General features: G+C 70.8%; 24 protein-coding genes. 13 read left to right on the forward strand and 11 right to left on the reverse strand.

Annotated elements, in window-relative coordinates; translation table 11 throughout:
* Positions 1 to 245: 245 nt before the first annotated feature.
* The gene (gene tyrS, locus F0415_RS10035) at positions 246 to 1,460 is read right to left on the reverse strand and encodes a tyrosine--tRNA ligase (RefSeq protein WP_149861088.1); all 1,215 of its coding nucleotides are present in this window, start codon (positions 1,458 to 1,460) and stop codon (positions 246 to 248) included.
* Positions 1,461 to 1,631: 171 nt separating this feature from the next.
* On the opposite strand from tyrS, the gene F0415_RS10040 reads away from it, so the two are divergent.
* Together F0415_RS10040 and F0415_RS10045 are read left to right on the forward strand one after the other, a co-directional pair.
* Positions 1,632 to 2,936, forward strand: a complete 1,305-nt coding sequence (locus F0415_RS10040) for a peptidoglycan DD-metalloendopeptidase family protein (protein WP_149861089.1) — start codon at positions 1,632 to 1,634, stop codon at positions 2,934 to 2,936.
* Positions 2,937 to 2,940: 4 nt separating this feature from the next.
* On the forward strand, positions 2,941 to 4,065 hold the full coding sequence (locus F0415_RS10045) for an anhydro-N-acetylmuramic acid kinase (RefSeq protein ID WP_149861090.1): 1,125 nt from the start codon (positions 2,941 to 2,943) through the stop codon (positions 4,063 to 4,065).
* A gap of 7 nt (positions 4,066 to 4,072) precedes the next feature.
* On the opposite strand, the gene F0415_RS10050 is transcribed toward F0415_RS10045, so the two are convergent.
* From F0415_RS10050 to F0415_RS10060, 3 genes are all read right to left on the reverse strand, one after another.
* Complete coding sequence (locus F0415_RS10050) at positions 4,073 to 4,354, reverse strand: hypothetical protein (RefSeq protein WP_149861091.1); 282 nt, start codon at positions 4,352 to 4,354, stop codon at positions 4,073 to 4,075.
* A 74-nt stretch (positions 4,355 to 4,428) separates the two neighbouring features.
* On the reverse strand, positions 4,429 to 5,730 hold the full coding sequence (locus F0415_RS10055) for an AmpG family muropeptide MFS transporter (RefSeq protein WP_149861092.1): 1,302 nt from the start codon (positions 5,728 to 5,730) through the stop codon (positions 4,429 to 4,431).
* Positions 5,727 to 6,494 carry an exodeoxyribonuclease III gene (locus F0415_RS10060; protein WP_149861093.1) on the reverse strand — a complete coding sequence of 256 codons (768 nt, stop codon included), beginning with the start codon at positions 6,492 to 6,494 and terminating at the stop codon, positions 5,727 to 5,729. The genes F0415_RS10055 and F0415_RS10060 overlap by 4 nt, the downstream gene beginning before the upstream one ends.
* A 110-nt stretch (positions 6,495 to 6,604) precedes the next feature.
* On the opposite strand from F0415_RS10060, the gene pyrE reads away from it, so the two are divergent.
* Complete coding sequence (gene pyrE, locus F0415_RS10065) at positions 6,605 to 7,252, forward strand: orotate phosphoribosyltransferase (RefSeq protein WP_149861094.1); 648 nt, start codon at positions 6,605 to 6,607, stop codon at positions 7,250 to 7,252.
* Between the two features lie 16 nt (positions 7,253 to 7,268).
* Positions 7,269 to 8,006, forward strand: coding sequence for a DUF4124 domain-containing protein (locus F0415_RS10070; protein WP_188310358.1), 738 nt, complete (start codon positions 7,269 to 7,271; stop codon positions 8,004 to 8,006).
* A 10-nt stretch (positions 8,007 to 8,016) separates the two neighbouring features.
* Here F0415_RS10070 and F0415_RS10075 read toward each other — a convergent pair whose 3' ends face one another.
* From F0415_RS10075 to coaBC, 3 genes are read right to left on the reverse strand one after another with little or no spacing between them, the layout of a single operon-like run.
* The gene (locus F0415_RS10075) at positions 8,017 to 10,353 is read right to left on the reverse strand and encodes a phosphomannomutase/phosphoglucomutase (RefSeq protein ID WP_149861096.1); all 2,337 of its coding nucleotides are present in this window, start codon (positions 10,351 to 10,353) and stop codon (positions 8,017 to 8,019) included.
* A gap of 28 nt (positions 10,354 to 10,381) precedes the next feature.
* Positions 10,382 to 10,840: a dUTP diphosphatase gene (gene dut / locus F0415_RS10080; RefSeq protein WP_149861097.1), complete on the reverse strand. Its 459-nt coding sequence runs from the start codon at positions 10,838 to 10,840 to the stop codon at positions 10,382 to 10,384.
* Positions 10,837 to 12,063 (reverse strand): bifunctional phosphopantothenoylcysteine decarboxylase/phosphopantothenate--cysteine ligase CoaBC, encoded by a 1,227-nt coding sequence (coaBC, locus tag F0415_RS10085; protein ID WP_425457844.1) that lies wholly within the window; start codon positions 12,061 to 12,063, stop codon positions 10,837 to 10,839. Before coaBC ends, dut begins: the two co-directional genes overlap by 4 nt.
* Positions 12,064 to 12,133: 70 nt before the next feature.
* Here coaBC and radC point away from each other — a divergent pair, with 70 nt between their 5' ends.
* From radC to F0415_RS10105, 4 genes are all read left to right on the forward strand, one after another.
* A complete protein-coding gene (gene radC, locus F0415_RS10090; protein ID WP_149861098.1) occupies positions 12,134 to 12,808 on the forward strand; it encodes a RadC family protein in 675 nt (224 codons plus the stop codon).
* Positions 12,809 to 12,874: 66 nt separating this feature from the next.
* Entirely contained in the window at positions 12,875 to 13,906 is a 1,032-nt protein-coding gene (locus F0415_RS10095; RefSeq protein WP_149861099.1) for a hypothetical protein, read from the forward strand.
* A 210-nt stretch (positions 13,907 to 14,116) separates the two neighbouring features.
* Positions 14,117 to 15,880, forward strand: a complete 1,764-nt coding sequence (argS, locus tag F0415_RS10100) for an arginine--tRNA ligase (RefSeq protein WP_149861100.1) — start codon at positions 14,117 to 14,119, stop codon at positions 15,878 to 15,880.
* Positions 15,880 to 16,467: an SPOR domain-containing protein gene (locus F0415_RS10105; protein ID WP_342780505.1), complete on the forward strand. Its 588-nt coding sequence runs from the start codon at positions 15,880 to 15,882 to the stop codon at positions 16,465 to 16,467. Before argS ends, F0415_RS10105 begins: the two co-directional genes overlap by 1 nt.
* Before the next feature lie 99 nt (positions 16,468 to 16,566).
* Here the strand turns inward: F0415_RS10105 and F0415_RS10110 are convergent, their stop codons facing one another.
* Positions 16,567 to 17,421, reverse strand: a complete 855-nt coding sequence (locus tag F0415_RS10110) for an NAD(P)-dependent oxidoreductase (protein ID WP_149861102.1) — start codon at positions 17,419 to 17,421, stop codon at positions 16,567 to 16,569.
* The gene (speA, locus tag F0415_RS10115; protein ID WP_149861103.1) at positions 17,418 to 19,307 is read right to left on the reverse strand and encodes an arginine decarboxylase; all 1,890 of its coding nucleotides are present in this window, start codon (positions 19,305 to 19,307) and stop codon (positions 17,418 to 17,420) included. The genes F0415_RS10110 and speA overlap by 4 nt, the downstream gene beginning before the upstream one ends.
* A 106-nt stretch (positions 19,308 to 19,413) precedes the next feature.
* On the opposite strand from speA, the gene speE reads away from it, so the two are divergent.
* On the forward strand, positions 19,414 to 20,268 hold the full coding sequence (speE, locus tag F0415_RS10120; RefSeq protein ID WP_149861104.1) for a polyamine aminopropyltransferase: 855 nt from the start codon (positions 19,414 to 19,416) through the stop codon (positions 20,266 to 20,268).
* A gap of 36 nt (positions 20,269 to 20,304) precedes the next feature.
* Here speE and F0415_RS10125 read toward each other — a convergent pair whose 3' ends face one another.
* Positions 20,305 to 20,643, reverse strand: coding sequence for a P-II family nitrogen regulator (locus F0415_RS10125; RefSeq protein WP_149861105.1), 339 nt, complete (start codon positions 20,641 to 20,643; stop codon positions 20,305 to 20,307).
* A 166-nt stretch (positions 20,644 to 20,809) separates the two neighbouring features.
* On the opposite strand from F0415_RS10125, the gene ubiK reads away from it, so the two are divergent.
* From ubiK to F0415_RS10140, 3 genes are read left to right on the forward strand one after another with little or no spacing between them, the layout of a single operon-like run.
* Entirely contained in the window at positions 20,810 to 21,079 is a 270-nt protein-coding gene (ubiK, locus tag F0415_RS10130; protein ID WP_149861106.1) for a ubiquinone biosynthesis accessory factor UbiK, read from the forward strand.
* A 17-nt stretch (positions 21,080 to 21,096) separates the two neighbouring features.
* The gene (locus tag F0415_RS10135; RefSeq protein WP_149861107.1) at positions 21,097 to 22,614 is read left to right on the forward strand and encodes a YifB family Mg chelatase-like AAA ATPase; all 1,518 of its coding nucleotides are present in this window, start codon (positions 21,097 to 21,099) and stop codon (positions 22,612 to 22,614) included.
* A gap of 24 nt (positions 22,615 to 22,638) precedes the next feature.
* A complete protein-coding gene (locus F0415_RS10140; RefSeq protein WP_149861108.1) occupies positions 22,639 to 23,046 on the forward strand; it encodes a GFA family protein in 408 nt (135 codons plus the stop codon).
* Between the two features lie 15 nt (positions 23,047 to 23,061).
* Here the strand turns inward: F0415_RS10140 and F0415_RS10145 are convergent, their stop codons facing one another.
* A complete protein-coding gene (locus tag F0415_RS10145) occupies positions 23,062 to 24,246 on the reverse strand; it encodes a putative peptide maturation dehydrogenase (protein ID WP_149861109.1) in 1,185 nt (394 codons plus the stop codon).
* Positions 24,247 to 24,380: 134 nt separating this feature from the next.
* Between F0415_RS10145 and F0415_RS12620 the strand changes: the two genes are divergently transcribed.
* Positions 24,381 to 24,650, forward strand: coding sequence for an NHLP-related RiPP peptide (locus F0415_RS12620; RefSeq protein ID WP_188310360.1), 270 nt, complete (start codon positions 24,381 to 24,383; stop codon positions 24,648 to 24,650).
* Positions 24,651 to 24,663: the final 13 nt, after the last annotated feature.

The raw sequence follows: 24,663 nt of genomic DNA on the forward strand, positions 1-24,663 counted from the left end.
CAGGCGCCCGCACAAATTTCCTGCGCACACTGTCAAAGATCCAACCCGCCAGGCCTTCGCCCACGGCCCGGGCATTTCGCCCGAGGGAGCCGCACATTATACGGCGCTTTCCAGAACCGTCAACACCGGAAACCGGTGTTTTCCGAGCCGTCCGGCGTCCCTTCAGATAAGGGCACCGACAGCGGGGCGCGAATCCTAGTCACGTCCCCCCGAGGGGCGCAAGCCCCCCGCGCCGTTGCGCGCTTTCAGCCGCCCCGGACCAGCCGAACCCGGGCAAAATTGCGCTTGCCGACCTGCAGCACGCCCTCGAAACCGGCCGTGAAGGCGCGCTGGCCGTCCTCCAGCACTTCGCCGTCGACGCGCACCGCCCGCTCCTTGAGCTTGCGGTTGCCCTCGGAATTGGAGCCGGCCAGGCCGGCCGCCACCAGCAGCGGAGCAATCCTCAACCCTTCGACCGGCACGGCGATCTCGCTCAGCGGCAATACCGAGGTGTCGCCCTCGCCGCGCACCACCGCATGCCACCCCGCCACCGCCCGCTCGGCTTCGGCCGCACCGTGGAAGCGCGCGGCGAGCTCCCGGGCCAGCCGCAACTTGGCATCACGCGGATTGAGCCGGCCGGCCGCCACGTCGGCCTTCATGCGCTGCAGCTCGGCCAGCGAGACCTCGAAGCTCAGCAGCTCGTACCAGCGCCACATCAGCCCGTCGCCGATCTTCATCGCCTTGGTGACGATGTCTATGGCCGGCTCGGCGATACCGATGTAGTTGCCCAGCGATTTGCTCATCTTGTTGACGCCGTCCAGGCCTTCGAGCAGCGGCATGGTCAGCACGATCTGCGGCGGCTGCCCGAAATGCTCCTGCAAGCCGCGGCCCATGAGCAGGTTGAACTTCTGGTCGGTGCCGCCGAGCTCGACATCGGCCTGCAGCGCCACCGAATCGTAGCCCTGCACCAGCGGATAGAGGAATTCGTGGATGGCGATGGATTGCTGCGCGGCGTAACGCTTGGCGAAATCGTCGCGTTCGAGCATGCGCGCCACGGTGTGCTGGGCCGCCAGCCGGATCATGTCGGCCGCGGACATCTTCCCGAACCACTCGCTGTTGAACCGCACTTCGGTACGCTCGCGGTCCAGGACCTTGAATACCTGGGCCGCATACGTCCCGGCATTGGCCAGCACATCCTCGCGCGACAGCGGCTTGCGGGTCGCGTTCTTGCCGGTCGGGTCGCCGATCATTCCGGTGAAGTCGCCGATCAGGAAGATCACCTGGTGCCCCAGGTCCTGGAACTGGCGCATCTTGTTCAGCAGCACCGTGTGGCCAAGGTGCAGATCGGGCGCGGTCGGGTCGAAGCCGGCCTTCACCCGCAGCGGCCGGCCGAGTTTCAGCCGCTCGGCGAGCTCTTCGGGCTTGAGTATCTCCTCGGCGCCGCGGCCGATGAGTTCGAGGGCGTGCTGCAGATCAGACATAGATGATGTGGAGGCGGCCGGGCGGGCGCGCCGGCGTTAAGTCGGGGTTAAAGGGACGTTAAACCTGGCGAACGGAAAAATCCAGCCGCAACAAGGGTTTGACGCACGATTTTCGCTCTGGTTATCGTACCGCGACTCCAGCCCCCGGGGACGACTCCATTGCACCAGCCCGTGCGCCAGCCCGCCCGCTCGCCCCTGTCCCGCTGGTCGCACCGGCACTGGCTGCTGGCCGGCCTGCTGGTCTTCCTGACTGCCCTGGTCGCCACCATCGTCCCCGGCCTGGCCAAGGCCACCCGCAAACCCCCGGCGCAGACCGGCCTGGCCACCGTCGAGCTGCCGTTGCCGGCCCCGGCGGCCCTCCCCGCCCCGGATGCCCGAGCGGCCGAGGAATGGCTGCCGGTGACCGTCGAGGCCGGGCAAACCCTGGGCGGCGTCTTCGAGGAGCTGGAACTGCCGGCCAGCCTGATGTACGAAGCCCTGGACGTGCCGGGCATGCGCGAGCCCCTGGTCCGGCTGCGGGCCGGCGCCGTACTGGAGTTCCAGCTCGGCGGCAAGGATGGCCTGCGTGCCTTGCGCTTCGAGCGCGACGAGGCCAGTCGGGTCGAGTTGCGCCGCCAGGAGGGCCGGTTCGTCGCCAGGGTGATCGAACGCCCGCTGGAAAGGCGGGTGATGACCGCCAGTGGCGAGATCACCAGCTCCCTGTATGCGGCCGGTCACCGCGCCGGGCTCGGCGACGCGGTCATCCACCAGATGGCCAATGCCTTCTCCTACGACATCGACTTCACCCAGGACTTGCGGGTCGGCGACAGCTTCAAGGTGATCTACGAAGAGATCTGGCGCGACGGCGAACGCCTGCGCAGTGGCGGCGTGGTCGCCGCCAGCTTCACCAACCGCGGCAAGGAGTTCACCGCGGTGCGCTGGGAACGCAACGGCAAGATGGAGTACTTCGACCTCGAGGGACGGCCGCTGAAGAAGAGCTTCATGCGCATGCCGATCGAGTTCGCCCGGATCAGCTCGCGCTTCAACCCGCGTCGCAAGCATCCGGTGCTGGGCACGGTGCGGGCGCACAAGGGCGTGGACTATGCCGCCGCCACCGGCACGCCGATCATGGCCGCCGGTGACGGCCGGGTCAGCTTCGCCGGCTGGCAGAACGGCTACGGCCGCACGGTCATCATCGATCACGGCAAGGGCGTCACCACCCTGTATGCGCACATGTCGCGGCTGGGCAAGCACAAGGTCGGCCAGCGTGTGCAGCAGGGCTCCATCATCGGCTATGTAGGCGCCACCGGCCTGGCCAGCGGTCCGCACCTGCACTACGAGTTCCGGGTCAACGGCGTTCATCGCGACCCGCTCACGGTCACCATGCCCAAGCCGGATCCGTTGACCGGCGCCGAGCTGGCAGCCTTCCGGGCCGCCACCGCGCCCGCCGTCGCCCAGCTCAAGCGTGTGGGCGGCGTGCAGCTCGCGTCGCGCTGAACCCATGGCTGCCGCAGAGACGGAGGCGCCCGATGGCGGCTGCTTCCTGGGCCTGATCTCCGGCACCAGCGTGGACGGCGTGGACGCCGCCCTGGTGCGCTTCTCGCCGGCGCCGCATGTCCTGTTCGCCCGCACCTACCCGCTGCCCGAGGATCTGGCGGCCGAGGTGCTGCGCCTGTCCCAGGCCGAGGCCCGGCTGAGCCTGGACGACGCCGGCCGGCTCGACACCCGCCTGGGCCAGGCCTTCGCGGCCGTCGCCAGGCAGGCTCTGGCCGAGGCTGGGGTGCCGCTGTCGGACGTGCGCGCGATCGGCTCGCACGGCCAGACCCTGCGCCACGACCCGCGCGGCGATGCCCCCTTTACCCTGCAGATGGGTGACCCGAACGTGATCGCCGAGGCCACCGGCCTGTGCACGGTGGCCGATTTCCGCCGTCGGGACGTGGCCGCGGGTGGCCAGGGCGCGCCGCTGATGACCGCCTTCCACGCCGCCGTCCTGCGCGCCGAAGACGAGGACCGGGCCGTACTCAACCTCGGTGGCATCGCCAATCTGACCCTGCTGCCGCGCCGGGGCGAGGTGGTCGGCTTCGACACCGGCCCGGCCAACGGACTGATGGATGCCTGGTGCCTGCGGCATCGGGGCCGGCGCTACGACCGCGATGCCGCCTTCGCCGCCGAAGGCCGGGTGGATGCCGCCTTGCTGGAACGCCTGCTGGCCGAGCCCTGGTTCGCCCTGCCCCCGCCCAAGAGCACCGGTCGCGACCAGTTCCAGCTCGACTGGGTGGGCGCCCGGCTGGCGGGAAACGAGGCACCTGCCGACGTGCAGGCGACGCTGTGCGAACTTTCCGCGGTCACCATCGCCGAGGCACTGCGGCGCACCCAGCCCGGCACCCGCCGCCTGATCGCCTGCGGCGGCGGCGTGCACAACCCGTTGCTGATGCGGCGCCTGGCCTACCACCTGCCCGGCATCGTGCTGGAAACCAGCGCCACGCATGGCCTGGACCCGGATTTCGTGGAGGCCGCCGGCTTCGCCTGGCTGGCCCGGCAAACCCTCGCCGGCCGCCCCGGCAACCTGCCTTCGGTGACCGGCGCGCGTGGCCCGCGCGTGCTGGGCGCGATCCATCTCGCCTGAACCGGCCTCACTTCTTCTTCCGGTCCAGCATGTAGGACGGGGCATCGTCCGGCAGGCTGTTGAGCGCGGCCATGGCCTCGGCGAAGGCCCTGGTTTCGTCGTCGCTCCAGGCCCCTGTCAGGCGAGCGATGTCCCCGGGCTCCGGCGGCGGCTCGGGCTCGACCAGGCCCAGAGCCTGCTTGAGCAGCAGCAAGATGACATCGTTGAGCGGCCAGCCCTTCTGCCGGGCGATCTCCTTGATGCGCTCGGCTACCCGCTCATCAATGTCGCGCAACAGGAAGTCGGCCATTGCCTTGCTGAGTCCGGGGGGTAGGACAGCATAAGCCAGAGGGGCGCTACTGCAAGCCTTGGCCCCGCGCCGGTTCAGGCTTCCGGTACGCGGCCGGCATCGCCCAGCGACCGGTCCACCAGCCCCGCCCGCAACATGAACAGGTACAGCAACACGCCCGGCATCGCCACCAGGGCGGTCAACAGATAGAACTGCACGTAGCCCATCGCCTCGATCAGGGCGCCGGCCGTGGTGCCGGTGACCAGCCGCCCGACCACGCTGGCCGCCGCGCTGAGCAGGGCGAACTGGGTGGCAGTGAAGGCAAGGTTGCACAGGGCCGACAGGTAGGCCACCACGACCACGCCGCCGATGCCGCTGGCCAGGTTCTCGAAGCCGATGGTGAAGGCCAGCAGCAGGTTGGAATGCCCCACCGACGCCAGCCAGGCGAAACTCAGGTTGGACACCGCCATCAGCACCAGGGCCACCAGCACGGAGCGCTTCATGCCGATGGCCGCATACATCATGCCGCCGAGGAAGATGCCGGCCAGCATGGCAAAGAAGCCGAAGCCGACGTCGTAGGTCGCGATCTCGTCGTTGCTGAAGCCCAGGTCGTTGAGCAACAGGCGCAAGGTCAGGTTGGCCAGGGTATCGCCGACCTTGTGCAGCAGCACGAACAGCAGCACCAGCAAGGCGCCACGTCGGCGAAAGAACTCCAGCAGTGGGCCGGCCACCGCGTCCCAGGCCTGGCGCAGCCCGCGCCGCGCCGACACCACCACGTGCCTGGCTGGCTCGCCCAACAACAGCCCGGTCAGCATCGCCGGCAGCGCGAAGCCGGCACACAGTAGGTAGGCGAGGGTCCAGCCGTGCCGTGCCGCCACGTACAGGGCCAGGGAACCTGCCGCCACCGAGCCGATGCGCCACCCGTACTGCGACATCCCCGAACCGACACCCAGTTGCTCCGGCCGCAGGGTTTCGATGCGGTAGGCATCTATGACGATGTCGAAGGTGGCGCCGGTCACTCCCACTGCCACGGCTGCGGCAGCGAACACCAGCAGGTTGGCATTCGGGTCAAGCACCGCCAGCCAGGCCACCGCCAGCATCACCAGCAGCCCGGCCAGCAGCAGCCAGGACACGCGCTGGCCCAGCCGCCCCAGCACGGGGAGACGGGCGCCGTCCACCACCGGTGCCCAGAGGAACTTCAGGTTGTAGGCGAGGAAAGCCAGCGAAAACGCGGTGACTGCCTTCTTGTCTATGCCGTGCTGGGCCAGGCGGGTGGTCAGGGTGGCGCCGATCATGGCGTAGGGGAAGCCCGAGGAGACACCCAGCGCCAGCGCGGCCAGCGGCTCGCGCTGCAGATAGGGCCGCAGGCCGGCCTGCAAGCGCCTGGCCAGGCTCACGCGTAATCCACCACGTAGGGGGCGTGGTCGCTGAAGCGCGGTTCGGGGTGGATCGCGCAATCCTTGAGCCTGTCGCGCAGCGAAGGCGTCACCACCTGATAGTCGATGCGCCAGCCGACGTTCCTGGCGCGGGCGGCGCCGCGCTGGCTCCACCAGGTGTAGTCCTCGCCCTCCGGACGCAGGTGCCGGTAGCTGTCCACCCAGCCACGCTCGTTGAAAAGGAGATCCAGCCAGGCGCGCTCCTCGGGCAGGCAGCCCGAGTTCTTCTGGTTGGAGCTCCAGTTCCGGATGTCCTTGCGGGTATGCACGATGTTCCAGTCGCCGCAGATGACGTAGTCGCGGCCGCTGACCAACCACTGGTCGAAGATCGGCGTGATCCAGTCCATGCAGCGGAACTTGAACCGTTGGCGCTCCTGGCCGGAAGAGCCGGAGGGGAAATACAGCGAGACCACGCTGAGCTTGCCGTAGCGCGCCTCGATATAGCGGCCTTCTTCGTCGAAATCGCTCCAGCCCAGCCCGGTCAGCACCTGGTCGGGCTCACGCCGGCTGTAGATGGCGACGCCGCTGTAGCCTTTCCTGGTGCTCGCGTCGCGGAAGAAGGCATGGTAGCCGGCCGGGCGCAGATCGGGCGCGCCCAGCTGATGTTCCTGCGCCTTGGTTTCCTGGATGCAGACGATGTCGGCGTCCTGTCCGGGCAGCCAGTCGAAGAAGCCCTTGCCGGCGGCCGAGCGGATACCGTTGGCGTTGAAGCTGATGATCCTCACGTGCCGTCCATGTCCGTGGCCCGCCGGCAGCTTAGCCCAAACCCCCGCGCCCGGGTGCGGCCGCCGCCGCCACTGCGGCACAATGGCGCCGGTCCAGCACGGTGCCTTCCATGCAGCCCCACCAGTCCCGCTTCCTCGACCTGGCCCTTTCGCGCCAGGTGCTGCGCTTCGGCCAGTTCACCCTCAAGTCCGGACGTGCCAGTCCCTACTTCTTCAACGCCGGCCTGTTCGATTCCGGTGCCGCCCTGGCTGCGCTGGGCGAGTGTTACGCCGACACCCTGCTGGCCTCCGGCCTCGGCTTCGACATGCTGTTCGGACCGGCCTACAAGGGCATCCCGCTGGCCACCGCCCTGGCCGTGGCCCTGGCGGCACGTGGCCGGGACGTACCGGTAGCCTTCAACCGCAAGGAAGCCAAGGATCATGGCGAGGGCGGCCTGCTGATCGGGGCGCCGGTGCGCGGCAGGGTGTTGGTAGTGGACGACGTGATCACCGCCGGCACCGCCATCCGCGAATCCGTCGGCCTGATCCGCGCCGCTGGCGGCGAGCCCTGCGGCGTGCTGATCGCCCTGGACCGGCAGGAGCGCGGCCAGGCCGGCGAGCGCTCGGCCGCCCAGGAGGTGAGCGACGAGTTCGGCATCCCTGTCCTGGCCGTGGCCAGCCTGGACGACCTGCTGGCGCACGCCGACGAGCGGCCGGACCTGGCCGCGCACAAGCCAGCCCTGCTGGCGTATCGTGAACGGTATGGAGTGCGCCGCTGAGCGCGGGAGGTTGCCCATGATCCGCAAGCTGACCGGCCTGAGCCTGATCACCGCCATCGCCGCCACCCTGCTGGCCGGCGCCGATGCCGGCGCCGAGGAGAAGAAGAAGCTCTATCGCTGGGTGGACAAGGACGGCAAGGTGCAGTTCTCCGACAGCCTGCCGCCGGAAGCGGTGGACCAGGCCCGCACCGAGATCAATGCCGAGAGCGGCCGCGCCACCGCCGTCGTCGACCGGGCCATGACGCCGGAGGAACGCGCCGCCTGGGAGAGGGAGCAGGCCGAGCTGGAACGGATCCGCAAGCAGGAGGAGCTGGCCCGGCAGACCGAGGAGGCGATGATCTCCTCGTTCCAGACCGAGGACGAACTGCGGGCCGCCTTCGCCGAGCGCATCGAGCTCAAGCGCCAGAACATCGAGGCCATCGAAGCCGGCATCGCCGGCCAGCGGGCCAGCCTGGCCCGCCTGCTGGTCGAGGCCTCCGAATCCGAACTCGCCGGTACCGCGGTGAACCCGCGCCATGCCCAGACCATCGCCGAGCTGCACCGCGAGATGGGCCGGCAGCAGCAGATGCTGATCGTGCGCGAAGCGGAACTGGCGGGAATGGACGCCCAGTTGGCGCACCTGCTCGAGCGTTTCCGCGAGGCCAAGGGCCTGCCCCCGGCGCCGGACGACGCGGCCGATGCGCCGGCCGCCGCGGAGCCGGCCGCCGAGCCAGCACCCGACGCCGATGCCGGTCCCGCCGGCGGCGCCGGCTGATCGCGCCGGCTCAGAAGGGAAGCTGCAGGCCCGGCTCCACCGCCAGCAGCTGCGCCCGGAACGTCTCCTTGATGCGTTCCAGCGCCTCGGCATCCTTGCCGTCGAAGCGCAGCACCAGCACCGGCGTGGTGTTCGAGGCCCGCACCAGGCCCCAGCCATCCGGCCAGTCGGCGCGCAAGCCGTCGATGGTGGCGATGCGGGCGCCCTCGAACTTGGCCTGGGCCACGAACTTCTCGATGAAGGCGTACTGCTGGCCCTCCTCGACGTGGATCTTCAGCTCCGGCGTGGAAGTGCTGCGCGGCAGGGTCTCGAACACCTCCTCCGGCGTCTCGCCGCGGCTGGACAGGATTTCCAGCAGGCGGGCGGCGGCGTAAAGGCCGTCGTCGAAGCCGTACCAGCGCTCGCGGAAGAAGAAGTGGCCGCTCATCTCGCCGGCCAGCTCGGCCTCGGTTTCGCGCATCTTGGCCTTGATCAGCGAGTGGCCGGTCTTCCACATCAGCGGACTGCCGCCGTGGCGCAGGATGTGCGTGGCCAGGTGGCCGGTGCACTTGACGTCGTAGATGACGCAGGCGCCCGGGTTGCGCTCCAGCACGTCGGCGGCGAACAGCATCAGCAGCCGATCGGGATAGACCATCTCGCCGCCGCGGGTGACCACGCCCAGGCGATCGCCATCGCCGTCGAAGGCCAGGCCCAGATCGGCTTCGACCCGCTGGACCACGCTGATCAGGTCCTTGAGGTTGTTCGGATCGCTGGGATCGGGGTGGTGATAGGGGAAACTGCCGTCCACTTCGCAGTACAGCGGCTCGACCTCGGCACCGATCGCTTCGAGCAGGCGCGGCGCCACGACGCCGGCGACGCCGCTGCCGCAGTCCACCACCACCCGCAGCTTGCGCTCGATCTGGATGTCGCCGGCGACGCGCTGGATATAGTCTTCGGTGATGTCGCGGCGGCTGACCAGGCCGGGGGCCGGATCCTGGTGCAGGCGGTTCTCGGCGATGCGCGCGTACAGGCCCTGGATGGCCTCGCCCGACAGCGTTTCGCCCTCGATCACGATCTTGAAGCCATTGTAGTCCGGCGGGTTGTGGCTGCCGGTCACCGACACGCAGGAACCGCTGCGCAGGTGAAAGGCGCCGAAGTACACCAGCGGCGTCGGCGCCAGGCCGATGTCGATGACCTCGCGGCCGGCATTGCGCAGACCCTCGATCAGGGCGTCGGCCATTTCCGGCGAGGACAGGCGGCCGTCGCGGCCGACCACGATGCTGCGCGCGCCCTGTTCGTGCATCACGGTGCCGATGGCCTGGCCGATCAGCCGGGCGGTGCCGGCATCCAGGGTCTGGCCGACGATGCCGCGGATGTCGTAGGCGCGGAAGATGCTGCGGTCGAGCGTGGCGGCGCGTACCGGTGCGGAGGCGGCGACGTGCGCGGCGTGGGCCAGTTCCGCCTCGGCGACCGCCTTGGCCTCCGCTTCGGCCTGTGCCTGCGCTTCCAGTTGTCCGCTGGCCTGCAGCTCACCCAAGGTCGGGGTCGGTTCGAGCGAGGCTGCCGCCGCGCCCGCCTGGCGCCGCGCCTGCAGGCGCGGCAACAGCGCCAGACCGGCCGCCGTCGCCAGGCACAGCAGCGCAAGTCCGGCCAGGCTCATCGTCCCCAGCCCGGCGTCGCCGGCGGGCGCGGCCGCGACCACGCGCATGTTCGTGCCGGGCAGGGCGATGGCGCCCAGCTCGGCCATCGGCGCCAGCGCCGCGTCGCCCGCTTCGAACACGTTGTAGCGGCCCTGGCGCAGGGCCAGGTAGGTTCCCGGCAGGGCCGCCGCCTGCAGCGGCGAGGTGAGGGTCTCCAGACCCAGGCGCACGTAGGCCAGACCGAGCACCTGGCCCTCGTCCAGCACCGGCACCGCCAGGCCGAGCTTCACCCCGCCATCGCGCAGCACGGCGATCTGCACCGCGTTGGCCTGCAGGGCGGCTTCCAGCAGGCCGAGCTTGCCGTAACCGAAGGCCCGGGGATCGGCGAAGCCTTCGGCCAGGTCCGGCGCATGCCACTCGACCGCCTCGACGCCGCTCCAGCCCTCGCGCATCACGCTGGTGGCGGTGTCCTGGTCGCCGCGGCGCAAGGCCGACAGCAGTTCCGGCCGGCTGCGGCGCTTCTCCAGCTCCGCCACGGCGGCCTGCAGGGCCAGTCCGACCTGGCCGGCTGCCTGGCTGCGCATCTGCTCCGCCTGCCCGGCCAGGGCTTCCAGCCTATGCGCCTGCCACGCCGACCACGCGAACCACAGCCCCACCAGCACCATCAACCCGGCCAACAGCCAGGCAGGCTTGATCGCGCCCAGCGCATTGCCGCCCTTGACCTTCATGCCCGTTCCTTCCCCCTGGAATGCCCGTTCATCGTACGCCGGTGTGACCGAAGCCGCCCTCGCCGCGAGCGCTTTGTTCGAACTCGTCCACCTGACGCAGCACCACCCTGGCCACCGGCAGGAACACCAGCTGGGCGACCCGGTCCCCGGGTGCGATCCGAATGGTAGCGCCACCGCGGTTCCACAGGCTCACCATCAGCGGCCCCTGGTAGTCGGCGTCGATCAGCCCGACCAGGTTGCCCAACACCAGGCCCTGTTTGTGGCCCAGGCCGGAGCGCGGCAGGATCGTCGCGCACAGGCCCGGGTCGCCGATGTGGATGGCCAGGCCAGTCGGCACCAGCCGCGCCTCGCCCGGCGCCAGTTCGATCGGCTGCTCGACCATGGCGCGCAGGTCCATGCCGGCGGCCTGGGCGGTGGCATAGTCCGGCAGCGGAAAATCCCGGCCCAGGCGCGGGTCCAGGCATCTGAAATCCACGGTGCGGTTCACTGCGCCTCCAGCCGGTCCGCGATCAGGTCGAGCAACTGCCGCGCGACCTCGCCCTTGGCGGCGCGCGGAATGTCGTGCCGGCCGCCGCGCCAGAACACCGCCAGCGCGTTGTCGTCGGTCTCGAAACCCTGGCCGGCACGGCCGACCTCGTTGGCGGCGATCATGTCCAGGCCCTTGCGTTCCAGCTTGTCGCGCGCGTAGGCCTCCAGCTCCTCGGTCTCAGCGGCGAAACCGACCACCAGGCGCGGTCGCTGCGCGTGCGCCGCCACCTCGGCCAGTACGTCGGCCGTGCGCACCAACTCCAGCACCAGGGTCTCGCCGGTCTTCTTGATCTTGTGTTCGCGCACCTGGACCGGGGTGTAGTCGGCCACGGCGGCGGTGCCCAGATAAACGTCCTGGCCCGGCGCCGCAGCCAGTACCGCCTCGCGCATCTGGGCGGCGCCGCGCACGTCCAGCCGGCGCACGCCCGGCGGCGTGGCCAGCGCGACCGGCCCCGCCACCAGGGTCACCTCGGCGCCCATCGCGGCGGCGGCGGCGGCGAGGGCGAAGCCCATCTTCCCGGAGCTGCGGTTGCCGATGAACCGCACCGGATCGATGTCCTCGTAGGTGGGACCGGCGCTGACCAGCACCCGCCGCCCGGCCAGGCGCGGCGGCGCCAGCGAGCCTTCCAGCGCTTCGACCAGCTGCATGGGTTCGAGCATGCGCCCTTCGCCCACCTCGCCGCAGGCCTGGTCGCCGGCACCGGGGCCGAGCACGCTGACGCCCCGGGCCTGAAGGGTGGCGACGTTGGCGCGGATGGCCGGATGCGCCCACATGAGCCGGTTCATGGCCGGCGCCACCAGCAGGGGCGCCTCCGTGGCCAGGCACAGGGTGCTGAGCAGGTCGTCGGCCTGGCCGTTGGCCAGGCGTGCCAGGGTATTGGCGCTGGCCGGCGCGATCAGCACCCGGGTCGCCCAACGGGCCAGCTCGATATGGCCCATGGCCGCCTCGGCGGCCTCGTCCCAAAGTGAGCTGCGCACCGGATTGCCGGACAGGGCCTGGAAGGTGGCGGCGCCGACGAAGCGCTGCGCCGCCCCGGTCATCACCACCCGGACCTCGGCCCCGCGCTCGCGCAGCCGGCGCACCAGCTCGGCCGCCTTGTAGGCGGCGATGCCGCCGCTGACGCCCAGCAGGATCCTTTGCCCTTGCAGTCCGGCCACCTGGCAGTCCTTACCCGTGTGCACGCGCCTAGCTTACCCGATGCCCCGCCGGCCACCGACCCCGGATCCCGCTCCCGCGCGGCAGGCTGATGGCATGCAGATCCGCGAATGGCCCCCGAGCGAACGCCCGCGCGAGCGCCTGCTGGCCGCCGGCGCCGGCGTGCTCACCGACGCCGAATTGCTGGCCCTGTTCCTCGGCTCCGGCCTCTCCGGAATGAACGCCGTGGACCTGGCCCGGCGGCTGCTGGACCAGGCCGGCGGCCTGCGCGGCCTGCTGGACCGGCCCCCGGCCCGGCTGGCCGAACTGTCCGGCCTGGGGCCGGCCCGGGCCGCCTTGCTGGCGGCGGCACTGGAGCTGGGCAATCGCCACCTGGCCCAGGGCCTGGCCCGGGGCGAGGCGCTCACCGATCCGGGTCGGGCCGGCCAATACTTGGCCCGACGCCTGCGTGCCCTGCCCTACGAGGTGTTCGCCTGCCTGTTCCTGGACACCCGGCACCGGGTGGTCGCCTTCGAGGAACTGTTCCGCGGCACGCTCGACGGCGCCGAGGTGCATCCGCGCGAAGTCGTACAGCGCTGTCTGGCCCACCATGCGGCAGCCGTGATCCTCGGCCACAACCATCCCAGCGGCAGCCCCGAGCCCAGCGCCGCCGACCGCGCCGTCACCGCGCGCCTGCGCCAGGCGCTCGGGCTGGTGGACGTGCGTGTGCTCGACCACTTCATCATCGGCGACGGCGAGCCCTGTTCCATGGCCAGGCTGGGCCTGCTGTGAGCCTGGCTGGGCCGGCCCCGCCGCTGCGTATACTGCCCCGGTGGCATTCCGCCGCCGGGAGCGCCCGTGATCCTCGGCTACGCCAGCCTGTATGCCGCCGATGCGGCCGAACGCATCCTGCCGGACCCGTCCTCGGCCCGGCGTTTGCTGATGGACCGGCGCCCCGACATCCCCGGGCGCATCGAAGCCGTGGTGGCCCGAGCCACCGCCGGCGAAGGCTCGCCCCAGCATGCCGACGCGGCCCTGCTGGGCCTGGCACGGCTGGGCCTGCGCCATGGCGGCTTCGGCGACGACCCGCACGACTACCACAACGAAGAGCATGTGCTGGAACTGGCCGAGCGCCGCCTCGGCCGGGTCATGGACCACCTGGGCGAAACGGCGCTGCCGGCTGCGGACTGGCTGGCCCTGCTGCTGTTCGCCGCCTGCCACGACCTGCGCCAGCGCGAGCGCTTCGACGTGCCGGGCCCGGTCGGCGGCAACGAAGCCGCCAGCATCGCCGAGACCTTCCGCATCCTCGACCGCTGCGGTTTCGCTCCGGACCGGGACCGCGACCTGTACGTGGCCCTGGAGCTGATGATCGCCGGCAGCACCTTCGACACCCGACCGGGAGCGCACGGCGACGGCGAGCAGGTGGTGGCCGCCGGCGGCGCCCTGGCCCGCAGCCTGGGCGTGTGGCTGGACGCCGAGCGCCCGGACTGGACCGGCGACCCGGCCGCCCGCCGCGGCGAGCGCCTGGCCCGCCTGGCCGCCGACCTTGACACCGCCAATGTCGGCGAGCCTTTCCCCTTGCTGGCCGGCAGCGCCTTGCGCCTGTGCCTGGAACGCGAGCGCCTGGCCGGCCGGCCGCTGGACAAGGCCGTCAGCGGCGGCCCCTGCCTGGATTTCCTCGGCCGCGGCCAGATGCATTATTTCTTCGAACTGCACCGCTTCTGCTCACGCGAGGGCCAGCAGGTGTTCGGCGCCGCCAAGGAGGCCAATGCGCCGGCGGTGCGCCGGGTCAGCGGGCAGTTGCTGGCCCGGTTCGAGGAGGTGCCGCCGGCCAGCGGACAGGCAGTGGTCGAGGCGTTCAGGGATCTGTGCGCCCGGGAGGCCGCCTGAGCCGCCCGGTCCGGAAAAAAAAGAAGACCGGCCCGGAGGCCGGTCCTGCCCCGATTCCGGCCTGGTGGCCGAACCGTCGAAACGCGTGGGAGAGATACGGTGTCCCGCCGTACGCCGGCCAGTATCGTCTCCCCGGGTGACGGTCGCGTGACAGCAGCGGCCGGCCGGGCCGGCTAGAATACGCGGCTCCCCTTTGCGGAAGCGGATCCAGTGAAAGAACACATTCGCGAACTGGTGGAGCAGGCCCTGCTGGACCTGCGCCGTCTGGGCCGCCTGGCCCAGGACCTGCCGACTCCGGCCTATACGGTCGAGCGCACCCGTTCACGCGAACACGGCGACTACGCCACCAACATCGCCCTGCTGCTGGCCAAGCCGGCCGGGATGAAGCCGCGCGAGCTGGCCGAGCTGATCGCGGCCACGCTGCCGGCCACCCAGCAGGTGCGCAAGGTGGAGGTGGCCGGGCCCGGCTTCATCAATTTCACCCTGGCGGCCGCCTGCCGGCTGGGTACGCTGCGGCGCATCTTCGAGCTGGGCAAGGACTACGGTCGCGCCCCGGCCGGCAGCCGCGAGTCGGTGACGGTGGAGTTCGTCTCGGCCAATCCGAACGGCCCGCTGCACGTCGGCCACGGCCGCGGCGCCGCCTACGGCGCCTCGGTGGCCAGCCTGCTGGACGCCGCCGGCCACAAGGTCCAGCGCGAGTACTACGTCAACGACGCCGGCCGGCAGATGGACATCCTGGCGGTGTCGGTCTGGCTGCGCTACCACGAGCTGGGCGGCGTCAACGTGCGTTTCCCCGACAACGGCTACAAGGGCGAGTACGTGGTGGACATCGCCCGCGAGCTGCGCAGCCGCGCCGGCGACAGCCTGCGCCGCAGCGCCATCGAGATCACCGACGGCCTGCCGGCCGACGAATCCCAGGGGGGCGACAAGGAAACCCATGTGGATGCCCTGATCGCCCGCGCCAAGCAGTTGCTGGGCGAGGCCGGCTACCGGCAGGTGTTCGAGGCCGGCCTGGCCTGGTGCCTGCAGGACATCCGCGACGACCTTGCCGGCTTCGGCGTGCACCACGACAACTTCTTCTCCGAACGCTCGCTGATGACCGACGGTTACATCGAGCGCGCCATCGGCATCCTGCAGGAGAAGGGCCACCTGTACGAGCAGGACGGCGCGTTGTGGTTCCGCGCCACCGCTTTCGGCGATGACAAGGACCGGGTGGTCCGGCGCGACAACGGCGTCACCACCTATTTCGCTTCCGACCTCGGCTATCTGCTCAGCAAGTTCGAACGCGGGTTCGAGCGTGCCATCTACATCTTCGGCGCCGATCACCACGGCTACGTCGCCCGTCTCAAGGCGGCGGCCGAGGGCCTGGGACTGGATCCGTCGAAGATCGAGGTGCAGCTGGTCCAGTTCGCCATCCTGTTCCGCGGCGGCCAGCGGGTGCAGATGTCCACCCGCGCCGGCAGTTTCGTCACCCTGCGCGAGCTGCGCGAGGAGGTCGGCGCCGACGCCGCCCGCTTCTTCTACGTGATGCGCGGCAACGACCAGCACCTGGACTTCGACCTGGACCTGGCCAAGAGCCGCAGCAACGAGAACCCGGTCTACTACATCCAGTACGCGCACGCGCGGATCTGCTCGCTGTTCCGGCAGCTGGCCGAGAAGCAGCTCGGCTACAACCGCAGCGCCGCCGAGGCGGCCCGTGCCCGCCTGGTCGAGCCACAGGAGGAACTGCTGCTGGACGAGCTGATGCGCTTCCCGGAAGTGGTGGAGTCGGCCGCCGACAATCGCGCGCCGCAGCTGCTGGCCAACTACCTGCGCGAACTGGCCGCCGCCTTCCACGGCTTCTACAACGCCCTGCCGATCCTCAACGCCGAGGAAGAACTGCGCAACGCCCGCCTGGGCCTGTCGAACGCCACCCGGCAGGTGCTGGCCAACGGCCTGGCCCTGCTCGGCGTGTCGGCCCCGGAGAGCATGTGATGGCGCGCAAGGGCAAGCACCAGGCGCGCCGCAACGGCAGCCGTGGCATTCCCGGCTGGGCCATGCTGCTGCTCGGCCTGTTGGCTGGCCTGCTGATCGCCGCCGTCTACCTGTTGCGCGACGACTGGGGCGAAGACCACCCGTCGTTGCCGCGTCCCGATCCGGAGGCCCGGCCGCCGGCGGCGGCGGCCCGCGAGGAGGTGGCGCCGGAGCCGCGCCGCACCAAATACGATTTCTACGACGTGCTGCGCGAGCGCGAGGTGGTGATTCCCGACGCCGAGCTCGACGCCCAGGCCCGTGCCGAGACGGCCACACCGCCGCCGCCAGGCAGCGCCGAACCGCCGGCGGAAGCGCAGGTGCGTTACCTGCTGCAGGCCGGCGCATTCCGTTCCGCTGCCGACGCCGAGGCGCTGAAGGCGCGCATCGCCCTCACCGGCGAGGTGGCGCGGGTGGAATCGGCCCAGATCGAAGGCGGCATGATCCACCGCGTGCGCTTGGGGCCCTACCCGAACGCCGCCGCCCTGGCCCGCGCCAAACAGGCCCTGGCCGGGCACGGCATCGAGGCCATCGCCATCAAGGCACGGTAAGCGGCGAACGCGGCCCGAAGCCGGCAATCGGCGCACATCCGCAGGCCTGCGGGCGACGGGGCCGCAGCGAGGAAGGCGGCCTCCGGGCCGCCTTCGTGTTTACGCCTCGCGTTTCAGCATGATCAGCGCCGAGGTGTCGGCCTCGGCCTGGCCGCGCTCGACCAGCGTCGCGTAATCGGCCTCGGCCAGTTCGACGGCCGGCAGGCGCAGGCCGACGCCGGCGGCGATGCCGCGGACGATGCGCAGGTCCTTGAGCAGGTGGCCGCACTTGAAGCCGGGCGTGAACCGGTTGGCCAGCATCGTCGCGCCGCGCTTGTCCAGGAACCAGTTGCCGGCGGCGCCCGCCATCAGGGTCGGCAGCAGCTTCTCCGGATCCAGGCCCAGCTTTTCGCCGAGGGCCAGGCCCTCGCAGACCGCCTCGTTGATGCCGGCCACCAGCACCTGGTTGACCGCCTTGGTGGCCTGGCCGGTGCCGCTGTCGCCCATGTGGGTGATGCGGGCGGCGTAGGCCTCCAGCACCGGCCGCGCCTTCTCCAGGTGCTCGGCCGCGCCGCCGACCATCACCGACAGCCTGCCGTTGCGCGCACCCTCGACGCCGCCGGACACGGGCGCGTCCAGGAAGCCGATGCCGTGTCCGGCCAGCAGCGCCTGCGCGCGCCGGGCCGTGTCCACCGACACCGTCGAGTGGTCCACCACCACCGCACCCGGCGCCAGCACGCCGGCCATGGCCTCGACCTGCTGCAGCACGTCGGCATCCATGGACACGCACAGCGCGACCACGTCGCAGCCGGCGAAACCGGCAGCCGACGTCGCCGCCTTCACGCCCAGCCGCGCCGCCAGCGCTTCCGCCTTGGTCTGGCTGCGATTGCCGACCACGGCCAGCAGGCCGCGAGCGGCCACGTGGCCCGCCATCGGCGCGCCCATGGCACCCAGTCCGATGAAGCCGGCCTTCATGCGTTCTCCTCGTGCAGGTAGGTGTAGCCGGTCAGGCCGGCTTCCAGGTCCACCAGCAGCCGGGCGGCCTCCACCGGCTCCAGGTTGGCGGCGTCCACCTTCTGTTTGTAGGCGGCGCGCAGCTCCTGCAGGTCGTAGCCGACGTAGTCGAGCATCACGTCGGTGGTGTCGCCCTTGCGCTGGCGGCTCAGGCTGTAGCTGCCGTCGGCATCGAGCACCACGTTGGCGGTGTCGGTGTCGCCGAACAGGTTGTGGATGTCGCCCAGGGTCTCCTGGTAGGCGCCGACCATGAAGATGCCCAGCCGGTAGCTCTCGCCCGGCCGCGGCGCGTGCAGCGGCAGCGAGGAATCCAGGGCCTCGGACTCGACATAGGTGTCCACGCGGCCGTCGGAATCGCAGGTCAGGTCGGCGATCACGCCGCGCCGTTCCGGCTTCTCGTCCAGGCGGGCGATCGGCACGATCGGGAAGACCTGGTCGATCGCCCACACGTCGGGGATGGACTCGAACACCGAGAAGTTGACGAAGTACTTGTCCACCAGCCGCTCGTTGAGCTCGTCCAGCACGTCGCGGTGGCTGCGTTCTTCGGCGGTGAGGCGGGCGCGCACGGCGTGGGCGACGGCGTAGAACAGGTCGTCGAGCATGGCCCGCTGCGGCAGCGTGAGCTGGCCGAGCGCGTACAGGGCCTGACCCTCGGCCAGGTGATGCTGCGCCTCGTGGTACAGCTCCAGCGGCGGCCGCTGGCCGAGCGCGGCATGGGTCTCGCGCAGGTGCCGCAGCACCGGCGGCTCGTCCGGCTGTTCGGGCGGCACCGCGCCTTCCGGCGCCGGCTCGACTTCCGATACGTTCACCACCATCACCGCGTGGTGCGCGGTCATGGCGCGGCCGGCCTCGGTGACCAGGCGCGGCGGCGTCAGGCCGTGTTCGGCGCAGGCCTCGGCCAGCGGCTGCACCAGGGTGTGCGCATACTGGTCCAGGCCATAGTTGATCGAGCAGAAGCCGCGCGAGCGGGTACCTTCGTAGTCCACACCCAGGCCGCCGCCGGAATCCATGTAGCGGATCCCGCAGCCCATCTTCGACAGCTCGACGAAATAGCGCACCGCCTCGCGCATGCCGTTGGCGATGTCGCGCACGTTGCTGATCTGGCTGCCCATGTGGAAATGCAGCAGGCGCAGGGCCGGCAGCATGCCGGCGGCGCGCAGGCGCTCGACCAGGTCCAGCACCTGGCGCGGCGAGAGGCCGAACTTGGCCTTGTCGCCGCCGCTGTTCTGCCACTTGCCGGCGCCGATCGAAGCCAGGCGCATGCGCACGCCCAGGCCGGGCTGCACGCCGAGGTCGCGGGCCTGCTCGATCACCAGGTCCAGCTCGCTGGGCTTCTCGATGACGATGAAGGTCTCCAGGCCCAGCTTGCGGCCGATCAGGGCCAGGCGGATGAACTCGCGGTCCTTGTAGCCGTTGCAGACCACCAGGCTGCCGGGCCGGGCCAGGCCCAGCACCGCCATCAGCTCGGGCTTGGAACCGGCCTCCAGGCCGAAGCCCTCGCCGCCGGCCGCCGCCAGGGTACCGGCGACGCCGCGGTGCTGGTTGACCTTGATCGGATAGACGGCGGTGTAGCCGCCGGCGTAGTCCAGTTCCGCCATGGCGCGGGCGAAGGCGGCCCGCAGCTTGCCCAGGCGGTCGCCGAGGATGTCGGCGAAACGCAGCAGCAGCGGCAGCTTCAGGCCCTCGGCGGTGGCGCGTTCGACCACCTCCGGCAGCGCCAGCTCCGGGCCGCCCGGACCGCGCGGACGCACCACCATGCGACCGGCGGCGTCCACGTCGTAGTAGCCCTCGCTCCAGTAGGGAATGGAGTAGGTGTGTCGGGCTTGGTCGAGCGACCAGGCGGGCATGGGCGTGCTTCCGGGTGGCGAGGGGGCCGCATTGTACCCCCGGGGCGGCGCCGACCGCGGGCCAAGGCTACAATGCGCCCCCTTTCAGGCCCCACCGGATCCAGCGATGAGCAAGCCCACCTGGCTACACGAGAACTTCGAGCACACCGGCTCGGCCTTCGGCCTGCGCGTGACCCGCAAGCTGGACGAGGTGCAGTCGCCCTTCCAGAAAATCGAGATCTGGGAGAGCACCGACTGGGGCAAGGTCATGCTCATCGACGGCGCGATGATGGTCACCACGCGCGACAACTTCTTCTATCACGAGATGATGGCGCACGCGCCGCTGTACACCCACGCCGATCCGAAGGACGTGGTGATCATCGGCGGCGGAGACTGCGGCACCCTGCGCGAGGTGCTGCGGCATCCGGGCGTGCAGCGCGCCGTCCAGTGCGACATCGACGAGCAGGTCACCCGCATGGCCGAGAAGTACTTCCCGGAACTGTGCGAGAGCAACAACGACCCGCGCGCCACGGTGATGTTCGACGACGGCATCGCTTACATGGCCAATGCCGCGCCGGAATCGGTGGACGTGATCATCGTCGACTCGACCGACCCGGTCGGCCCCGCCGAGGGCCTGTTCAACCGCGCCTTCTACGCGAACTGCCTGAAGGCGCTGCGCCCGGGCGGCCTGCTGGTACAGCAGAGCGAGAGCCCGCTGGCACTGATGGACCTCATCCTGGACATGCGCCGGGCGATGCAGGACGCCGGCTTCGCCAGCTTCCGCACCCTGCCCTTCCCGCAGCCCTGCTACCCGACCGGCTGGTGGAGCTGCACCATCGCCGCCAGGGAACCGCGCGACCTCACCCGCTTCCGCGAGGCCGACGCCGAAGCCAAACCCTTCGACACCCAGTACTACACCGCCGCCATCCACCGCGGCGCCCTCGCCATGCCGCCGATCATGGCGAAGGCGCTTGGGGAGTGAGTTCTTGGCCGCGGATATGCGCGGCCAATACCCCTCTCAAAGGGCATCGGCATCCAGTTCACCGGTGCGGATGCGCATGACGCGCTCGAGGCCGTAGACGAATATCTTGCCGTCACCGACCTTGCCGGTGTTGGCGGCAGCCTGGATGGCCTCGACGACACGCTCGACCTGGTCGTCGGTGACCGCGACCTCGAGCTTGATCTTGGGCAGGAAGTCCACCACGTACTCGGCGCCGCGGTAGAGCTCGGTATGGCCCTTCTGCCGGCCGAAGCCCTTGACCTCGGTGACCGTCACGCCCGACACCCCGGCCTCGCTGAGCGCCTCGCGCACGTCGTCGAGCTTGAAGGGCTTGATGATGGCCATGACCATTTTCATCGGCGGCGACTCCGGTGGGCTGCCCGGAAGAATACCCGGCGGCCGCCGGCACGGGGAGCGTTCGGACCGCGATTGCCGGATAATGCCCAAGCCCGGCGCCGGCGATTTCCGGCTCCCTCCGCGGCGGTGGCCGGCGACACTGGCCTCCCCATCCAGGACCGCGACCATGATCGACCTCGCCACCCTCGACGACCTCGCCCGCAAGCTCAGCGACCTGGTGCCGCCCGGCCTCAAGGACGCCCGCGCCGACCTCGAGCAGAACTTCCGCGCCACCCTGCAGGCCGGCCTGTCCCGCCTCGACCTGGTGACGCGCGAGGAATTCGAGGTGCAGCGCGCCGTGCTGCAGCGAACCCGCGAGAAGCTGGACGCCCTGGAGCGGCAGCTGGCCGTGCTCGAGGCCCGCGCCGCCCAGCGTCCCGACGGCGCCGCCCACTAAGCCTTCCCGGTTCCGCCATGAACCTGGCGCTGGCCTACAGCCGCGCCCGGGTGGGCGTGCACGCGCCGGAAGTCCGGGTCGAGGCGCATCTGGGCGGCGGCCTGCCCAATTTCACCCTGGTCGGCATGCCGGCAACCGCGGTGCGCGAAAGCCGCGAGCGCGTGCGCGCCGCCATCATCAACGCCCAGCTGGAATTCCCGCAGCGGCGCATCACGGTGAACCTGGCGCCGGCCGACCTGCCCAAGGAAGGCGGCCGCTATGACCTGGCCATCGCCCTCGGCCTGCTCGCCGCCAGCGGCCAGTTGCCGCTGACGGCGCTGTCCGAAGTGGAGCTGCTGGGCGAGCTGGCCCTCACCGGCGAGCTCAAGCCGGTGGACGGTGTGCTGCCGGCGGTACTGGCCGCCGCGCGCGCCGGGCGCCTGCTGATCGTGCCCGCCGGCAACGGCGCCGAAGCGGCGCTGGCAGGTGAAGGGCGGGCGCTGGTGGCGCGCACCCTGCTCGAAGTCTGCGCACACCTGCAGGGCCGCAAGCCGTTGCTGCCGGCACGGGCACCGGAGGGCCCGGCCACGCCGTCCTACCCTGATCTCGCCGACGTGCGCGGCCAGGCCACGGCCCGGCGGGCGCTGGAAGTGGCGGCGGCCGGCGGCCACGCCCTGCTCTTCATAGGCCCGCCCGGCTGCGGCAAGACCCTGCTGGCCTCGCGCCTGCCCGGCCTGCTGCCCGAACCCACGGAGGAGGAAGCGCTGGAAACCGCTGCCGTCCACTCGGTCAGCGGCCAGGGGCTGGATCCGGCGCACTGGCGGCAGCGGCCCTTCCGCGCCCCGCATCACCTCGCCAGCGCGGTGGCGCTGACCGGCGGCGGTGGCAATCCACGGCCCGGGGAAATCTCCCTCGCCCACCACGGCGTGCTCTTCCTCGACGAGCTGGGCGAATGGAGCCGCTACGCCCTGGACAGCCTGCGGCAGCCGCTGGAAAGCGGTGTGGTGACGGTGTCGCGGGCGGCGCGGCAAGTGCAGTTCCCGGCCCGCTTCCAGCTGGTGGCGGCGATGAACCCCTGTCCCTGCGGCTGGGCCGGCGATCCTTCCGGCCGCTGCGGCTGCAGCGCCGAGGCGGTGGCGCGCTATCGCGCCGGCGTGTCCGGCCCGCTGCTGGACCGCATCGACATCCAGCTGGCGGTGCCGCGGCTGCTACCGGAACAACTCCGCCCCGAAGCGCCGCCCGGCGAACCCACCGCCACCGTGCGCGAACGCGTGCTGGCCGCCCGTGCCCGGCAGATGGCCCGGGCCGGCGTCGCCAATGCGCAGCTCGACCAGGCCGGCACCGAACGCCACTGCGCCCTGGCCACGCCGGAACGCCGGCTGCTGGAACGGGCCATCGAACGCCTGCAGCTCTCCGCCCGCGCCGTGCACCGCATCCAGCGCGTCGCCCGCACCCTGGCCGACCTGGAAGGCGCCGAACACATAGGCCGCGCCCACGTCGCCGAGGCCATCGGCTACCGCCTGCTCGACCGCCGCCCCGTCCCGGGCCTGGGCTAGGATTGGCGGCGGGAGGAACCTGCCATGAGCACAGCCAGCGGAAGCTGCCTCTGCGGCGACCTGCGTTTCGCGGCGCAACTGCCCAGCAAGTGGGTGGCGCACTGCCATTGCACGATGTGCCGGCGCGCGCACGGCGCCGGCGTCGTCACCTGGGCCGGCTTCCAGCAGCAGCGGGTCAGCCTGCACGACCCGCAGGGCCGCCTGCACTGGTACGCCTCCAGCCCCTGCGCCGAGCGCGGCTTCTGCAGCCGCTGCGGCAGCACCCTGTTCTTCCGCTCGCAGCGCTGGCCCGGCGAGCTGCACATCGTCGTTGCGAACTTCGACGACCCGCTCGACCGCGCCCCGCAGGTGCACGTCTTCTACGACAGCCACGTGCACTGGCTGCCCATGCCCGAGGACGGGCTGCCGCGCAAGGGCGCTCCGGGCGGCTAGGGCATACAGGCCGCCTCAGCGACCGAGGCGGCGTGTTGCCGGGCTTGGCACCACAGGCTCCAGCTCGATGTTGCGGGCCTCGCCTGTGGCCGGCCCGAAGCCGACGATCGCCAGCGTGCCTTGCCGCATGGGTGGAAGCCGCAGTTCCTCGTCAATCTCGGCGTCGTTGATCGCCGCGGTGACGAAGGCACCCAATCCCAGCTCGGCCGCCGACAGGTACATGGTCTGGGACAGATGGCCCGCCTCCAGATGCAGCACCCGCCAAGCCTTGGCATGCCGGCGGTACTTCCAGAACAGCCGGTCGAAGCGCGCGACCATCACCACCAGCACCGGCGCGTCAAGGAACCAGTCCTGACCGGCCAGGAAGCGGTACGCCATCGCGGCGGCTTCCTCGCCTGTCAGCTTGCGCAGCGGTTCGACTGCGTGGTGCATGGCCCGGTAGTGATAAAGACCGGGCGCCAGGCCCTGCACCCGGCGCACGAGAACGAATGCCTCCAGCGCGTGCAGGCCGCCGCCGGCCGGCGAGCTCTTCTTGACGGCGACAGCGCCCGGCGCCAGCTCGCGGGTCCCGATGACTCCCCATACCCGACGCAGCATCGCCGAGAACGCCGACATGGGCAGCTCGGCCCGGGTATCGAAGTTCCTGCAGGTGCGGCGACGCTGCAACAGGTCGTCCAGAGGACCGGCTGGTGGCGGCGGCAATTCGATCATGGAGCCGGCGCCGGGCACCGCGTAGTCGTGCGTGGGTGCCGGACCGAACTCGGCCACGCGCTCGCTCGTGCTCGTGGTCTTGCCGTCGTCACGACGCCTGGCGATGTCCACCCCGCGCCAGGCACCGGCCAGATGCGCCAGCCGGGCGGGTGGCCACCAGTCCACCGCCCCGCCGTCGCCACCCGGTACAGGCGCGCCTTCCTTCGCCACCGCAGGCACCAGCAGCCCACGTTCGAGCAGCGCCATGATCGTGTCGGCGCCATGACGGCCGGCCAGAACCGCCTCGTCCACGGCCTCGCCCGCGGCCATGCCCGCCAGTGCCGCCAGCTGCGGCACCGACAGCTCGGCCGGCTCCGCCAGCGTGGCGGCATAGGCCAGAATGCGGGGGCGCGTGTCCAGGCCGTCGCCCCCCGCCAGCACGGAAGCCAGGTCGAACCGCGGTGAATCATCCAGCGCGAACTGGATGTCCGCACATCGCAACAGTTTCATTTCTTTCCCCGGAATGCCGGCCCGGATCCGGGCCCGCGAAGAAACATGCCGGGGCAGGGGGTGGCCTGACAAGCGACCTGGCCGCCGCTAGACTGGGTACGCGCCGATTGGCGCCAAACCCAGGGGAATTCCAGGTGTCCAACAAGCTCGCTCCCGAAACCGTAGACGCGCTGATCGACAAGCTGGCCAATGACGACGCTTTCCGCGCCCAGTTCATGGCCAACCCTCGCGCCGCCACCCGTTCCCTCGGCACCGCCGACCCGGCGGTGGAATCCCTGCCGGAAGCACCGATCCGTCGACTGGCCGACAAGGAAGTATTCCAGCGCTCCGGCGCCACCATCCGCCAGTCGCTCATCAGCTCGAAGTTCCCCTTCGAGCCGATCACCCTGGAAATCAACCGCTGAAGGCTGCCCCCGG

This window comes from Arenimonas fontis, assembly GCF_008386465.1.
Taxonomy (GTDB): Bacteria; Pseudomonadota; Gammaproteobacteria; order Xanthomonadales; family Xanthomonadaceae; genus Arenimonas; species Arenimonas fontis.

Bases quoted from the DNA above. Each gene is read 5' to 3' on its own strand.
- F0415_RS10105 (WP_342780505.1), top strand. From the start codon at position 15,880: ATGGCGCGCAAGGGCAAGCACCAGGCGCGCCGCAACGGCAGCCGTGGC.
- F0415_RS10070 (WP_188310358.1), top strand. From the start codon at position 7,269: ATGATCCGCAAGCTGACCGGCCTGAGCCTGATCACCGCCATCGCCGCC.
- F0415_RS10135 (WP_149861107.1), top strand. From the start codon at position 21,097: ATGAACCTGGCGCTGGCCTACAGCCGCGCCCGGGTGGGCGTGCACGCG.
- F0415_RS10045 (WP_149861090.1), top strand. From the start codon at position 2,941: ATGGCTGCCGCAGAGACGGAGGCGCCCGATGGCGGCTGCTTCCTGGGC.
- F0415_RS10050 (WP_149861091.1), bottom strand. From the start codon at position 4,354: ATGGCCGACTTCCTGTTGCGCGACATTGATGAGCGGGTAGCCGAGCGC.
- ubiK (WP_149861106.1), top strand. From the start codon at position 20,810: ATGATCGACCTCGCCACCCTCGACGACCTCGCCCGCAAGCTCAGCGAC.
- speE (WP_149861104.1), top strand. From the start codon at position 19,414: ATGAGCAAGCCCACCTGGCTACACGAGAACTTCGAGCACACCGGCTCG.
- tyrS (WP_149861088.1), bottom strand. From the start codon at position 1,460: ATGTCTGATCTGCAGCACGCCCTCGAACTCATCGGCCGCGGCGCCGAG.
- F0415_RS10125 (WP_149861105.1), bottom strand. From the start codon at position 20,643: ATGAAAATGGTCATGGCCATCATCAAGCCCTTCAAGCTCGACGACGTG.
- F0415_RS10140 (WP_149861108.1), top strand. From the start codon at position 22,639: ATGAGCACAGCCAGCGGAAGCTGCCTCTGCGGCGACCTGCGTTTCGCG.
- speA (WP_149861103.1), bottom strand. From the start codon at position 19,307: ATGCCCGCCTGGTCGCTCGACCAAGCCCGACACACCTACTCCATTCCC.
- F0415_RS10075 (WP_149861096.1), bottom strand. From the start codon at position 10,353: ATGAAGGTCAAGGGCGGCAATGCGCTGGGCGCGATCAAGCCTGCCTGG.
- radC (WP_149861098.1), top strand. From the start codon at position 12,134: ATGCAGATCCGCGAATGGCCCCCGAGCGAACGCCCGCGCGAGCGCCTG.
- F0415_RS10145 (WP_149861109.1), bottom strand. From the start codon at position 24,246: ATGAAACTGTTGCGATGTGCGGACATCCAGTTCGCGCTGGATGATTCA.
- F0415_RS10110 (WP_149861102.1), bottom strand. From the start codon at position 17,421: ATGAAGGCCGGCTTCATCGGACTGGGTGCCATGGGCGCGCCGATGGCG.
- pyrE (WP_149861094.1), top strand. From the start codon at position 6,605: ATGCAGCCCCACCAGTCCCGCTTCCTCGACCTGGCCCTTTCGCGCCAG.